Here is a 13,849-nt window from a genome sequence, read left to right on the forward strand (position 1 = left end):
GGGGGGGGGGGTATATTTTTTCTTTCATTAAACAGTTGTTTAATCTCTCCACAAAATATTTTTCTAATGATATAATGTCTTAACGGGCTAGCTGTATTTATTCATATAGATACAGCTATTGGCTTATAAAGGAACATTGTCAATGTGCGTTGAGTTTTGGATGCTGAAATTTCTACATTGACGTTGAAAAATTAATAGCAGTAACCATAACAGAGACGGATATTAAATCTCAAAACTAAAGAAATCACTGGTTTTGTAACAGTTGCAAGGAGGAAACATGAGTAGAAGATCTATGAAGCATGCGCGTAAAGTGAGTTTGGACGCCACAATTAACCAAGCTCTTGCAAAAACTGTTGATGCTCGCAAAGTTACAGCGTTGACAGTTGGTGCCGCAGGAGTGATAGTTGGCGCTTCACTCGCTTTCGGAACAGCGCCTGCGATGGCTGCGGAAACAAACGCTCTTGATTCTCACTCTTCAGCGGAAAAGCAACAGTCTGCGGAAGATATTTATGATATCGATGTAGACGTCATTGGCAATCAGTCTGACACAGATGCAACTGACAATCAGTCCGGCAAAGAATCTCAAGACTTAGACTTATTCAATGATGATTTAGACTTAAGTGATTTGGATTTGCCAGAAGATAGCGATAATACACAAAACGCAAATCAAAGTGCCGCCAGCGATGAAGCTAAATCAAACGAAGAAGATCAATCTATTAAAGAAGACAGAGCGGGCGAAGAAAAGAAGCCTAACGAAGTAGACTTCTCCAAGTCAATGCCAAATATTTACGGTTGGGCAACTCCAAACAATACTTTTGACACTGATCTTGCAAAGCAAGAAGTTGTGTATCACCTTCCAAAGCCAGAAGATGGCAAGAAGATTGTTCGCGTTGTGATTTTGCCAGATTCAAGAGACGGCATTAATACTGATGAGGAAGCTGCATATACGGGCTTAATTGAGTATGATTCTGATCGCGTAGATTCAATGCATCAGACGTATTCTGGAATTTACGAGTTAAAGAAGAATCCTGACGGCAGCGCAGATTTGATTATGAAGCAGCCGTTTAGGGATGCAGGAATTAAAACAGGCCAAGGTTATTGCGCAAACCGCTCAATCTTCCTTTACTATAACGAAGGTGATTTGCAACACAACGCAACATCTAACAACTTCCGTGCTGCAACGCTTGTGCCGCCAAAGGTAGCAAAGTCAATCGTATTAAAGTATAACGAGCGACTTTCTGCAGACACTGTGCGCAAAATGCTTCACGAAGCAGTGAATCTTCCAACTGATCACAAAGCTGGAGATAATGTAGACAATATGAGCGTTGCTGACCAGCTTGTTTCTCAAAGCCGGTCAAATGGTGTTGGCTTGCGCGTTGACGATAGTACTGTGAACAACACTCCGGACACAGTGGACGCAAAAATTCCTGAAAGTATGGGCGCATACGACGACGACATGTTCTCCAAAATCAACACTAAAAATGGCGACGACTACGCACTTGGTTCGAACACGCTTAATACCTACATGGTGACGGATCTTGGCATGAAGTCCCCAGCAATACCGCTTACTGTAGTTCGTTACGACGATCGCATCGAAAAGTTGGAAGTAGAAAATCCAAATAATCTTACTGCTGACGACAGGAATGCTATTGCAAAGCGCGTTGCTGAAAAGAATCATATTGACGCAAGTAAAGTTAGCGTAGACAACGAAGGTAACGCTACAATCAACTTCGATAATCTATTCCAGCAGAATCCTCCTGTTATTAGCAAAGATACGCTGGTTATGAAGAAGCGCTTGCACTTGCAAGATGGAGATATTGAGCTACCTTCTGGTGAAAACGCTGTGCCTGTTTATAATCCGATTGCGTACTCGAGTGCTGATGTTGCTCGAATTAAGCAAGCTATTTTCGACGCGAATAAGAACAACAGTAAGCTCGGTCTTACTAGCGTGGATCAGATTACTCTTGAGTATCTTAAGGGTAATCTTACGAAAACCGGTAAATCTAATGAGGGTATTTCAAACGGACAGAGCGAAAACACTATTACCGTTAAGATTAGTACAGACAAAGCTGTTGGTTCGTTTAAGTCGGATATTCGAAATAATAAGATTACGCGTTCTGTTGATTTGCGTAAAGATTACGACGTGAACTTCGACAAAACAAAGCTCGATGGCCGCGACAGTGACGAAGGCTTGGAATGGAGTGAAGATCACAAGACGCTTATTTATCGTTACGATTCTTCGCTCGGAAGCGAGTTTAATACTAACGATCTGATTAGGATGCTCAAGGCAACTCCTAAGGGAGATTTAGCTTCTAAAGGCTTGCGAAACCTCGATGGCTCCGACCGCTTTAACTTTAGTCGTGAAGGCACAGGCGGTAAGCGTGCATATTCTCACGTTAATTTCTTCATGGATGAAAACGGTGAGCCAACTGGTGTTCTCGATATACTTTCTCAAACTCCAAAGGGCCTTAATGAGCCAGGTCTTGCTGTAGCAAATTCTGGAGAAAAGATGAGCGAGTCCGAGTCAAAGGCTGGAAAGTACAGCTTCGACAACGACAGTGAGTCGGTAACAGTTGCAGCAAAGGAAGGAAAAGTATATAAGGCGCGTTTGTTCGTGGACCCTTACCATCCGTATTACTACATGTATGTATATGACAAAGGTAAGAACGTTTACAATACATCTAAAGCAATTAATATTCTGTTCGTTCCTCAAACAAAGAACAAGAAGCAGGACTTAATCGCTTCCGTTGACAAGAACAAGACTTTGCCAGACGGAACTCCTACGGATCCAACGTATTACAACGCTACTCCGGAACTTCAAAAAGCTTACGACGACGCTTTAGCTGAAGCTAAGAAAGTATCTGAAGAAGCTCAAAAGAAGAGCGACGAAGATATTAAGAAGAATCCGGAACTTCAAGCAAAAATTGATAACGTTACGCTTAAGCTCGATAAAGCTCGTAAGGATCTTGACGGTGATCCAACCGATAAGAATCCTTTGCAAGAGTCCGTTAAGGAGCATGGTGACGACGCTAATAGCGGAACGCAAGCAACCGACAAATACAAGAATTTGGACGGTGACTCGTTTAAGACTCCTGACGGCAAGCCGGATAATGATAAGAATGCGAAAGCTAAAGAAGCTAAGAAAGCTTACGACGATGCTTTAGCAGAAGCGCAAAAGCTGGTAGCAAATCCTAACGCTACACAAAAGCAAGTTGATGCAGCAAGAGATACTCTCGATAAGGCTCGCAAAGCTCTTGACGAATTCGCAACAGACAAAGACAAGCTTAACGAATCAGTCAATACTAATAGCGGAATTGATACTGGCAGTGAGGAAAACGGTATAGCGGATGCTGATCCTCGCTACCAGAACGCTACTGACGACGAGCGTAAAGCTTACGACGATGCTGTAAAGAAAGCTGCTGAATTAGCTAAAGATCCTAACGCAACGCAGACTGACTCTGATACTGCTGCAGACAAGCTTAAGGAAGCAAAGGAAGCGCTCGATAAGCGCGAAACCAACAAGAAGCTTCTTGACGCTCAAGTACAGCAGAGTCACGATAATGACAAAGCTGACGATCTTGAATCTGCAAGCGTGTTCTACCGCAACGCTAAGAAGATGGCGGACGGTGAAGAATTAAACGGAGTTGATAAGAATACTGCATTAGGATACGCGGACGCTTATGACAAGGCGCTTGAAAACGCCAATAACGTTCTTAAGGATCCAAAGGCAACGCAAAAGCAAGTTGACGACGCGCTTGATAAGCTCAAGAAAGCAGAAGGCGACTTGCATAAGCTTTCTAGCGATCCGACGGATATTACTAAGACTGTTGCAGACAACTTTGCCGGCAATAAGCTTCCTGCGTACTTCAACGCTAAAGATAAGGCGAATGCTGGGGACGCGGACGCGGCGCAAGCATTCAAGGATTACAATGAAGCTTACGAAAAAGCGAAAGCTATTAAGAATAAGCTTGCGGAGGATCCTCACGCCAATATTGATACGAGGGAGATTGAGGCTGCAAAGAAAGCTCTTGACAAAGCTCGCGAAGTAATCGAAAAGTACAATACCGACGCTACTAAGCTTAAGGCTTCAGTAGATGACGATAAAGCTACGCAAGATGATCCTGCGTACGCAAACGTTTCGGACGAAAATGCTTCTGACGAAGCAAAGCAAGCAAAGAAAGCCTACGACGACGCGCTTGAAGAAGCTAAGAAAGTACTCGGAAATAAGTTAGATAAAGACGTTGACGAAAACGGAAACGTAATACCTAACGATAAGAAGAATACGGATAAGAATGTCGACGACAAAGACTTCCTTGACGGCGTGCAAAAGCATGCTGATGGTCGCGCTTTGCAAAGCGACGTTGACAAAGCTTTGGAGAATCTCGATAAAGCGCGCAAGGAGCTGCAAAAGTACGCAACTAAGACGGATGCTTTGAAGAAGTCTATCGACACCGATTCGGACACTAAGAAAGATCCTTCTTACAAGAACGCTTCCGACACTGGTTACAAAAATGACGAAACCAAGGTAACGGATAACGCTGAGACGCCTGCAAAGAAAGCCTACGACGAAGCGTTAGAAGAAGCCAAGAAAGTTGCGAACGACCCTAAGGCTACACAAAAGCAAGTCGACGAAGTTAAGAAAAAGTTGGATGAAGCTCGCAAGAAGATACAAGACGAGTACAAAACCGACATCACTAAGCTCGACGACTCCACAAAGATAGACAGCACGAAGGATCCTGCATACAAAAACGCTGCTGACCCTAATGCTTCTGAAGATGCTCAAAAAGCAAAGCATGAGTACGACAAGGCGTTAGCAAAAGCTCGTGAGCTCATCGCAAAGCACAACGGCAAAGATGTGCCTCTCAGTGAAAAACCAACGCAAGCACAAATCGACGACGCTCTGAAGAAGTTGCAGAAAGCGCGCGAAGATTTGCAAAAGTACGCTACAAGAACGAAGGAATTGCGTGACGAAGCCGGGAAAGACGGCGACTTCACCAAGACCACTGAATTCCAGAACGCAGTTGATCGTGCGGGAGACAATGAAAACCCGGATGTAGCGGAGTACAAGAAGGCGTTGGATGAAGCTAATCGCTTGTTGAACGACCCGAATGCTACGCAGAAGCAAGTCGACGAAGCGTTGCGCAAGTTGAAGCATGCCAAGGACCTTATTGCTGATAAGTATAAGACCGTCTTGGATGATTTGCAGCGAGCATACGACAAGGATGAGCCGTTTAGCAAGACGCTTGAGTACACGAATGCGTTGAACGCAGGAGACAATAACGGGAACAACCCGGATGTGGCGGCGTACAAGAAGGCGTTGGATGAAGCTAAGCGCGTGCTGAACGACCCGAATGCAACCCAAAAGCAAGTTGACGACGCGTTAAGCAAGCTGAGGGAAACAAGAGACCTAATTGCAAAGAAGTACAAGACCAATAAGGAAGAGCTGCAGAAGGAATATGACAAGGATGGATCCTTCACAGCTTCGCCAGAATTCAATGGTGCGTTAGTATCTATTGGTTTAGACGGCGAAGAAAACCCGTATGTGGCAGCGTACAAGAGTGCATTGACTGAAGCTAAGCGCGTGCTGAACGATCCGAAGGCTACCCAAAAGCAGGTTGATGATGCGTTGCGAAAGCTTAAGGAAGCAAGGCAGCGAATTATTGACAACTACAACAGTGGTGACGATTTTGACTTCGACGACCTTGGTGATTTGGGTGACTTTGGCGACGATAGTGACGCGAACGAAAATGGCGACGGCAATTATAACGGTGGCGGCAATTATAGTGGCGGCGGCTATAGCGGCGTCTATAATAACGGTTCTGCTAATGGGTTCGGAACCGGTTCCGTTGAAAGAGTAGAAACCGTTGACAAATCTGCCCTGAAAGTTGAAGTAGATAATTCCGTGAGCACTATCGGCAACGGCGAAAATGCATACACGCACTCGTATGTCACTGTTGCTAATACGCCGGAAGCCAAGAACTACCAGAACGCGCTCGACCACGCTAAGCAGGTGCTTTCTGACCCTAACGCCACACAAGCTCAGGTTGACGAAGCACTTAACGCTTTGCGAAACGCAAAGGATGCTCTGTCAAAGCGGCTTGCTGGCAACGAAGGAAAGTCTAACGGTGGCAAGATTGCGGATACCGGTGCAAACATTTCGGCATTCGCAGGTCTTGCTGCGACCCTTGCTAGATTAGGTATTGCAGGTTTTGTTGCACGACGTCGCAAGAATCGCAAATAAGCGTTAGTTACTTTATGTAATTAACATTGCAGCCAACGTGCTGGTGTGAACTTTCTCCCATGAGTTCACGCCGGCACGTTTTTTATTAGTGTAATTAGTGTGGTAGGTAATTAAACGTAATTAATACGAAATTAAACAAATAAAGCCCTATTTTTTATGATAATTAGCGCCTGTTCTTCATAAAAGTGTTAAAATTTTGCATTAGTTGCGATGTGAAAAGTCAGCAATGTCGTTTCCATTTTGCAGCTGCGTGATATAAATTTACAAAATTAAATTCGCGAAAATTGCTGGCTATTTTCAAAGCAAGTATGCATACGTGCGTGAAAGTGCTGTAAAAGGCCGCAATATTTTGCTGTAAGTGCATAGTTTGAAACACAAACTATGCTCCCGGGAGCTTGTTCTATACAGGCTGAGAGGGCGGAAGCCGACCGGAAACCTGATGCGGGTAATGCCGCCGTAGGGAAGGAGTATATATGCGAAATATTCGTATTATTGGTGCAGGTATTATCGGTTTAGCAACAGCGTGGAGACTTACGGAAGCTGGCGTAAAAGTCAGCATTATTGATCCGGATCCAGTCTCGGGCGCTTCTCACCATGCTGCCGGCATGCTAGCTCCTACAGCAGAAATGCAATATCAGCAAGAAGCGTTGTATCCACTTATGTTCGAGTCTGCAACCATGTATAAGGAATTGGTTGATTCGGTTGCAAAGTACACCGATAAGCCAACCGGCTACTTAGAGTGCGGCTCTTACGTAATTGGCGGCGACGCTGCAGATAACGAGCATGTAAACGAGTTGCTAAACTTGCAGCATCGTTACGGCCGTAGAGCTGAGCATATTTCTGTTAGTAAGCTTCGTGAAATTGAGCCTGCTCTTTCGCCAACTATTGCTGGCGCTGTAAGCGTGCCGGACGACCATCAAATCAATCCTCGTCTTTTCACTGCAGCTATGATTGATGCACTTGAAAAGCGCGGTGTTGTTATTGAGCGTCGCGCTTCGACTCCAGATGATTTAGGACCGGACACAGTTTTGGCATCCGGCTTGGGTGCTAAGGATATGCTTCCGCAGCTTAAGCTTCGCGCTGTGTGGGGCGATATGATTCGCATGACTATTCCAGAGCCTCTGCGCCCAATTTTGAGCTCTGTGGTTCGTGGTTTTGTGCATGACCGTCCAGTTTATTTGGTCCCTCGCGCTAAGGAAACAGGCGAGCTTGTGCTCGGCGCTACTTCTCGCGAAGACGACCGCGATATTCCAAAGGTTGGCGGCGTGCTCGACTTGCTTCGCGATGCTGCAAGCGTGCTTCCTGGCATTCAGGAATGCTCGATTACTGAGGTTACCGCTGGCGGCCGCCCTGGAACTCCAGACGATTTGCCGTTCATTGGTATTGATCCTAAGACGCATACTACGATTTCCACTGGCTACTTCCGTCACGGTATTTTGCTCACCGCTTTGGGTTCTTCTTTGACTACAAAGCTTGTGCTTGAGCAAGAGTTGACTGAGAAGGAAAAGGGCTTCTTGGAAAGCTGCGATCCTGCTCGCTTCTAGTTACGCAAGTTTCTTGTAACGCACGTTTCTAGTTACGCAAGTTTCTAGTTACGCAATTTTAATAGACGTTAATAAAGGTTGAATTATGCAAATCGTCGTCAATGGTGAAACTATTGAAGTTCAAGATGGGCTAACTGTTTCTGAGCTTATTGCTCAACGTTACGGCTCTGACGCTGGTCCTGGCATAGCTGTTGCAATTGGCGACGATGTGCTTTCACACAATCAGTGGGCGTCGACTGTGATCTGCGATGGTAATCAAATCGAGATTCTCAGCGCAGTTCAAGGTGGCTGACGTTTACAAAATATTAAATTTTAAATAAAAGGCTTAAAATGGCAGAAAATAATTCTGAAAATAATGCAGAAGAAAGTGTCGATACTTGGCAGCTTTGCGGCAAAACTTTACACTCAAGGCTTTTGCTTGGCACTGGCGGCATGACGAGCATTGACATTATGGAAAAGACGCTTGTAGCTTCGGGTGCGGAAGTGGCAACTGTTGCTTTGCGTCGTCACGCAAAGACTGGCGTAGATATTTACGGAATGCTTCAGCGCCATAATATTAACGTTTTGCCAAATACTGCAGGATGCAAGACAGCGCATGACGCTGTGCTCACGGCAAAAATGGCTCGTGAATCTCTTGGAACCGACTGGATCAAGCTCGAAGTTATTGCAGACGACGATACTTTGCTTCCAGATACTCGCGAAGTGTTGCTTGCTGCAGAAAAGCTGGTTGAGGAAGGCTTTGACGTACTGTGCTACACGAATGACGACCCGATTGTGGCTCGTCGTTTGGTTTCGCTTGGTGTGAAGGCTGTGATGCCTGGCGGCGCTCCAATTGGAACCGGCCTTGGTATTTTGAACCCTCGAAATATTGAGTTGATCGTGCGCGAATGCAAGGAAGCTGGCGTTCCTGTGATTTTGGATGCCGGCGTTGGCACAGCTTCCGACGTTGTTAAAGCTTTTGAAATCGGCTGCTCCGGCGTGCTTCTTGCAAGCGCTGTAACTCGCTGCCCGGACCCTGTAACTATGGGTCGCGCAATGGCTGCAGCTGTAACTGCTGGAAAGCTTGCTCACGACGCTGGACGTATTCCAATGCGAAATCACGCGCTTGCTTCTTCGCCTGTTGAAGGTCGCGCTTGGGCGGATTCTGTGCTGTGAACAATACGTTTTGCAACGATTCGTATAGCGATGTGCAGGAGCTTGAGACGGAACGCACTTCTCGCCACTTGCTCCTGCCGGGCTTTACGGTGGAACATCAGAAATTACTGCGTGATGCGAAAATTTGCATGGTTGGGGCCGGAGGGCTTGGTTCTCCGTGCCTGCTTTCGCTCGCTGCTGCCGGAGTTGGTGAAATCACGATTTGTGACGACGACGTTGTAGAAATTTCCAACTTGCAAAGGCAAACTTTATATACTGTCAATCAGTGCGGCAAATCTAAAGCGCAGTGCGCTAAACAACGTTTGCAAGCATTGTCTCCTGGGTTGAAAATCAACCTTATTTCAAGGTTCAATAAAAATAACGCAAGTCAACTTGTAAAAAATCACGACGTAATAATTGACGGTTGTGATAATTTTGATACTCGTTTTTTGATTGCGGATGCCGCGTGGGGCGCAGGAACGCCGGAAGTGTACGGTTCGGTGCTTTATTATGAAGGACAGGTAAGCGTTTTTGTGCCGGGAAAAGGGCCTTGCTTGCGAGACTTGTATCCTTGCCCTCCTCCGAAAGAAACTGTGCCAAAATCGGCAGTATTGGGCGCGACGGCAGCTATTGTGGGTGCAATGATGGCGACTGAAGTAATTAAGCTTATAACTGGCATTGGTAATCCGCTTATTGGAGTTTTGGCGCGTTACAATGCACTTAATAATTCTTTGCGTCATTTTAAGTTCAGTGCGTGAATTTTTCCTTAAATTATGCTTTTTTTACAAAACTTGAGTCTGGTTGTATAAAGTTTTTTGTAATTTTTGGGAATAAAAGTTGACTTTTATAAGTTGAGTGTAGTAGGCTCAAGTTTTGGAAAGCAAAAAAGCTGATGCTTTACCTAGTTTCCAATGCGGAAGCTAATAAAAGCTAGGCTTACGAACTACATAACTTGAAGGAAACGTGATTGCACAAAGCGTGCAATACTGAGTTAAGGAGAAATTATGGGACGCGCAGTAGGTATTGATTTGGGTACAACTAACTCTTGCATTGCTACTCTTGAAGGTGGCAGCCCAACTGTTATCGTAAACGCTGAAGGCGCACGTACCACGCCATCTGTGGTGGCATTCAGCAAGTCTGGCGAAATCTTGGTTGGTGAAGTTGCTAAGCGCCAGGCCGTAACAAACGTCGACCGCACGATTAGCTCTGTAAAGCGCCACATGGGCACTGATTGGACTGTTGAAATCGACGGCAAGAAGTGGACCCCACAGGAGATTTCCGCGCAGGTTTTGATGAAGTTGAAGCGCGATGCTGAAGCTTACTTGGGTGAGCCAGTAACCGACGCCGTTATTACCTGCCCAGCATACTTCAACGATGCTCAGCGTCAGGCAACTAAGGACGCAGGTAAGATTGCAGGCTTGAACGTACTTCGTATTATTAACGAACCAACTGCTGCAGCTTTGGCTTACGGTCTTGAAAAAGGCAAGGAAGACGAGCGCATTTTGGTATTCGACTTGGGTGGCGGTACTTTCGACGTGTCTTTGCTTGAGATTGGTAAGGACGACGACGGTTTCTCCACGATTCAGGTGCAGGCAACTAACGGCGACAATCACTTGGGTGGTGACGACTGGGATCAGAAGATTATCGACTGGCTTGTTGGCGAAGTTAAGAACAAGTATGGCGTTGATTTAAGCAAGGATAAGATTGCTTTGCAGCGCTTGAAGGAAGCTGCTGAGCAGGCGAAGAAGGAGCTTAGCTCTTCTACTTCTACCTCGATTTCTATGCAGTACTTGGCAATGACTCCTGACGGCACTCCAGTGCATTTGGACGAGACTTTGACTCGTGCTCACTTTGAGGAAATGACTTCCGACTTGCTCGGTCGCTGCCGTACGCCATTTAACAACGTTCTTTCTGACGCAGGCATCTCTGTAAGCCAGATTGATCACGTGGTACTTGTTGGTGGTTCTACTCGTATGCCAGCTGTGAAGGATTTGGTAAAGGAACTTACCGGTGGTAAGGAAGCTAACCAGTCCGTGAACCCGGATGAGGTTGTGGCTGTTGGTGCAGCTGTGCAGTCGGGCGTTATTAAGGGCGACCGCAAGGATGTTTTGCTTATCGACGTAACTCCACTTTCCTTGGGTATTGAAACCAAGGGCGGCATTATGACGAAGCTCATCGATCGCAATACTGCTATTCCAACGAAGCGCTCGGAAGTCTTCTCCACTGCTGAAGACAATCAGCCATCCGTGTTGATTCAGGTTTACCAAGGCGAACGTGAGTTTGCTCGCGACAACAAGCCTCTTGGCACCTTTGAATTAACTGGTATTGCTCCAGCTCCTCGTGGCGTCCCACAGATTGAAGTCACCTTCGATATTGACGCTAACGGCATTGTGCACGTTTCCGCCAAGGATAAGGGTACTGGTAAGGAACAGTCCATGACTATTACCGGCGGTTCCGGCCTTCCAAAGGACGAAATCGATCGCATGGTGAAGGAAGCTGAAGCTCACGAAGCTGAAGACAAGAAGCGTAAGGAAGAAGCTGAAGTTCGCAACCAGGCTGAATCCTTCGCTTACCAAACTGAGAAGCTCGTAAACGACAATAAAGACAAGATTTCTGACGAAATCTCCAAGGAAGTTACCGACAAGGTGAACGCTTTGAAGGAAGCTTTGAAGGGTGACGACGTTGAGAAGATTAAGTCTGCTCAGAGCGAATTGATGACGGCTGCTCAGAAGATTGGTCAGCAGTTGTACGCCCAGAATGGTGCTGGCGCTCAAGGTGCTGGTGCTCAGGGTGCTGCGGCAGGTGCCGGCGCTCAGGGCGCTGAATCTGCAGCTAAGGATGATGACGTAGTTGACGCCGAAGTGGTGGACGACGACAAGGACGATAAGGACAACAAGTAATGTCCGAGTTTAACGCCAACGACTACTTGAGCGGCATGGATAATGCCGAATCTCTTAAAAACAGCAGCTTTGAAGACAACTCTTCGGCTGCCGGAGATTCGGCAGATTCTGCCAGCACAGATTCAGCTGCTGAGCCTGCAAATGCAACGCATGAAGTGAAAAGTGCGGAAGCTCACGACGCAGCCGCTAGCGCAGATGCTGAGTCTGAAAAATCTTCAGCAAGCAATGGTGAATCCAGCTCGCTTAAGTCGCAAGAAAAGAATGATTCCAGCGATGCGCATAATGCCGAAGAAGATTCCTTGACTCCTCTTGGCAAAGCCAAAAAAGAAGCGGCGGAATATTTAGAAGCGTTACAGCGCGAACGTGCAGAATTTATCAATTTCCGCAAGCGTTCAGTAAAAGAACAAACTCGATTCCGCGAGCAAGGCGTAATCGATGTTCTTGACGCACTGTTGCCGGCATTGGATGATATTGATCGCATTCGAGAACATAGCGAAATGGATGACTCGTTCAAGGCTGTAGCAACCAAGATTGACAAGGCTTTTGCAAGATTTGGCGTGGAAAAGTTTGGTGTAAAAGGCGAAGACTTCGACCCAACAAAGCACGATGCAATTTTGCACCGACCAGACCCTGACGCCACGAAAGAAACCGTGGACGCAGTAGTTGAAGCGGGGTATCGCATTGGTGAGCGTGTTATTCGCGCAGCCCGCGTGGTGGTTGCGTCTCCAAACAACGCCTGATTTACCTAGCTTTAATCTGAATCTTGTAAAGCTTGTAAACAAACTACTTACGAAACTTACTCGTGCTGCTTAAACCTGCGGCACGAGTAGGTTGTATTATGCCGCACTATAGTTCAGCGGCTCAACGTTAAGCTCGTATGCCAATGTGCTGGTACAGGAAGGAGGCACACATGGCTGAAAATGAATGGTTAGCTAAGGATTTTTACAAAGTTCTCGGTGTCTCCAAAGACGCTGACGAAGCGACTATTACTAAGGCCTATCGCAAATTAGCTCGCAAATATCATCCGGATTTGAATAAAACAAAGGAAGCCGAAGAAAAGTTTAAGGATGTTTCTGAAGCTTACGACGTGCTCAAAGATAAACAAACTCGCCAACGTTACGATGCGATTCGCCAATTTGGTGCCGGTGGCGCTCGTTTCGCTGGAGGTGCTGGAGGTGCGGGCGGCTTCGATGCGTCGAGCTTCTCCGATATCTTCTCCATGTTTAACGGCGGCTCCGGAATGGGTGGAATGGGCGGAAAAGGTTCGCGTATTCGCTTTACATCCAGCGGAGCAGGGCCAAATATGAGTGATATCTTCTCTATGTTTGGCGCTGCCGGACAACCACAAAGCTCCGGATTCTCGGGAGGATTCCCAAACGGATACCAGAGTGCAGGCGGTTTCGAAGGTGGGTATGCCGACGCTCAGCAAGCGAACACTCCTGAGCGAGGCGACGACATCACTACGCCAATTACGCTCACTTTTAAGCAATCTTTCAAAGGTGCAACCGTTTCGTTACGTTCAGGCGGAGAAAGCTTCAAAACGCATATTCCAGCCGGAGTAAAAAACGGTCAAAAAATTCGTTTGAAAGCAAAAGGTAAGCCGGGCAAGTTTGGCGGGGAAGCGGGAGACATGTACCTGCAAGTGCACGTAGAACCGTCCGACCGTTTTACGTTGCGTGACTACGATGTAGTTACCAATTTGCCGCTCACCCTCAGTGAAGCAGTACATGGTGCGAAAATTACGCTTTCCAACGTAGACGGAGAGCCTGTGACATGTAAAGTGCCAGCTGGATCCTCTAGTGGAGACGAAGTGCGCGTTGAAGGTGCTGGAGTGCCGGGTAGAAACGGTGATTTTGTTGGAATAGTGCAAATTCATATACCAAAGCGCTCGACTATGCTTCTTAAGCATGCTGCAAAAGAATTTGACAAAACAGCTGGTGATGATTATATAAAGGAAGTCACAAAGCTGCGGCAGTAAGATAGCAACAAACTAGCGCAAATCGGCAACGAACCAACGCAAGTTGGGAACA

General features: G+C 46.5%; 8 protein-coding genes and 1 riboswitch. All 8 genes read left to right on the forward strand.

Annotated elements, in window-relative coordinates; genetic code table 11:
- Window positions 1-277 precede the first annotated feature (277 nt).
- The 8 genes from AXE77_RS04755 (at window position 278) to AXE77_RS04790 (ending at window position 13,797) form a co-directional block, all read left to right on the forward strand.
- The gene (locus AXE77_RS04755) at window positions 278-6,241 is read left to right on the forward strand and encodes an FIVAR domain-containing protein (RefSeq protein WP_116712368.1); all 5,964 of its coding nucleotides are present in this window, start codon (window positions 278-280) and stop codon (window positions 6,239-6,241) included.
- A 377-nt stretch (window positions 6,242-6,618) separates the two neighbouring features.
- Window positions 6,619-6,723, forward strand: a riboswitch (TPP riboswitch).
- Window positions 6,715-7,785, forward strand: coding sequence for a glycine oxidase ThiO (thiO, locus tag AXE77_RS04760; protein ID WP_004129299.1), 1,071 nt, complete (start codon window positions 6,715-6,717; stop codon window positions 7,783-7,785). Its footprint overlaps the riboswitch before it by 9 nt.
- Before the next feature lie 85 nt (window positions 7,786-7,870).
- Window positions 7,871-8,077: a sulfur carrier protein ThiS gene (gene thiS, locus AXE77_RS04765; RefSeq protein ID WP_116712369.1), complete on the forward strand. Its 207-nt coding sequence runs from the start codon at window positions 7,871-7,873 to the stop codon at window positions 8,075-8,077.
- Between the two features lie 38 nt (window positions 8,078-8,115).
- Window positions 8,116-8,940 carry a thiazole synthase gene (locus AXE77_RS04770; protein ID WP_165846074.1) on the forward strand — a complete coding sequence of 275 codons (825 nt, stop codon included), beginning with the start codon at window positions 8,116-8,118 and terminating at the stop codon, window positions 8,938-8,940.
- On the forward strand, window positions 8,937-9,677 hold the full coding sequence (locus AXE77_RS04775; protein ID WP_116712371.1) for a HesA/MoeB/ThiF family protein: 741 nt from the start codon (window positions 8,937-8,939) through the stop codon (window positions 9,675-9,677). The genes AXE77_RS04770 and AXE77_RS04775 overlap by 4 nt, the downstream gene beginning before the upstream one ends.
- Before the next feature lie 246 nt (window positions 9,678-9,923).
- A complete protein-coding gene (gene dnaK, locus AXE77_RS04780; protein WP_116712372.1) occupies window positions 9,924-11,819 on the forward strand; it encodes a molecular chaperone DnaK in 1,896 nt (631 codons plus the stop codon).
- The gene (grpE, locus tag AXE77_RS04785) at window positions 11,819-12,559 is read left to right on the forward strand and encodes a nucleotide exchange factor GrpE (RefSeq protein WP_116712373.1); all 741 of its coding nucleotides are present in this window, start codon (window positions 11,819-11,821) and stop codon (window positions 12,557-12,559) included. The genes dnaK and grpE overlap by 1 nt, the downstream gene beginning before the upstream one ends.
- Window positions 12,560-12,729: 170 nt before the next feature.
- Window positions 12,730-13,797 carry a DnaJ C-terminal domain-containing protein gene (locus AXE77_RS04790; RefSeq protein ID WP_165846075.1) on the forward strand — a complete coding sequence of 356 codons (1,068 nt, stop codon included), beginning with the start codon at window positions 12,730-12,732 and terminating at the stop codon, window positions 13,795-13,797.
- The last annotated feature ends 52 nt before the right edge of the window (window positions 13,798-13,849 follow it).

It is taken from the genome of Gardnerella massiliensis (assembly GCF_003408845.1).
In the GTDB taxonomy this organism is placed as follows: domain Bacteria; phylum Actinomycetota; class Actinomycetes; order Actinomycetales; family Bifidobacteriaceae; genus Bifidobacterium; species Bifidobacterium vaginale_H.

Coding starts and splice junctions, on each gene's coding strand:
- AXE77_RS04755 (WP_116712368.1), top strand. CDS start 278: ATGAGTAGAAGATCTATGAAGCATGCGCGTAAAGTGAGTTTGGACGCC.
- thiO (WP_004129299.1), top strand. CDS start 6,715: ATGCGAAATATTCGTATTATTGGTGCAGGTATTATCGGTTTAGCAACA.
- thiS (WP_116712369.1), top strand. CDS start 7,871: ATGCAAATCGTCGTCAATGGTGAAACTATTGAAGTTCAAGATGGGCTA.
- AXE77_RS04770 (WP_165846074.1), top strand. CDS start 8,116: ATGGCAGAAAATAATTCTGAAAATAATGCAGAAGAAAGTGTCGATACT.
- dnaK (WP_116712372.1), top strand. CDS start 9,924: ATGGGACGCGCAGTAGGTATTGATTTGGGTACAACTAACTCTTGCATT.
- grpE (WP_116712373.1), top strand. CDS start 11,819: ATGTCCGAGTTTAACGCCAACGACTACTTGAGCGGCATGGATAATGCC.
- AXE77_RS04790 (WP_165846075.1), top strand. CDS start 12,730: ATGGCTGAAAATGAATGGTTAGCTAAGGATTTTTACAAAGTTCTCGGT.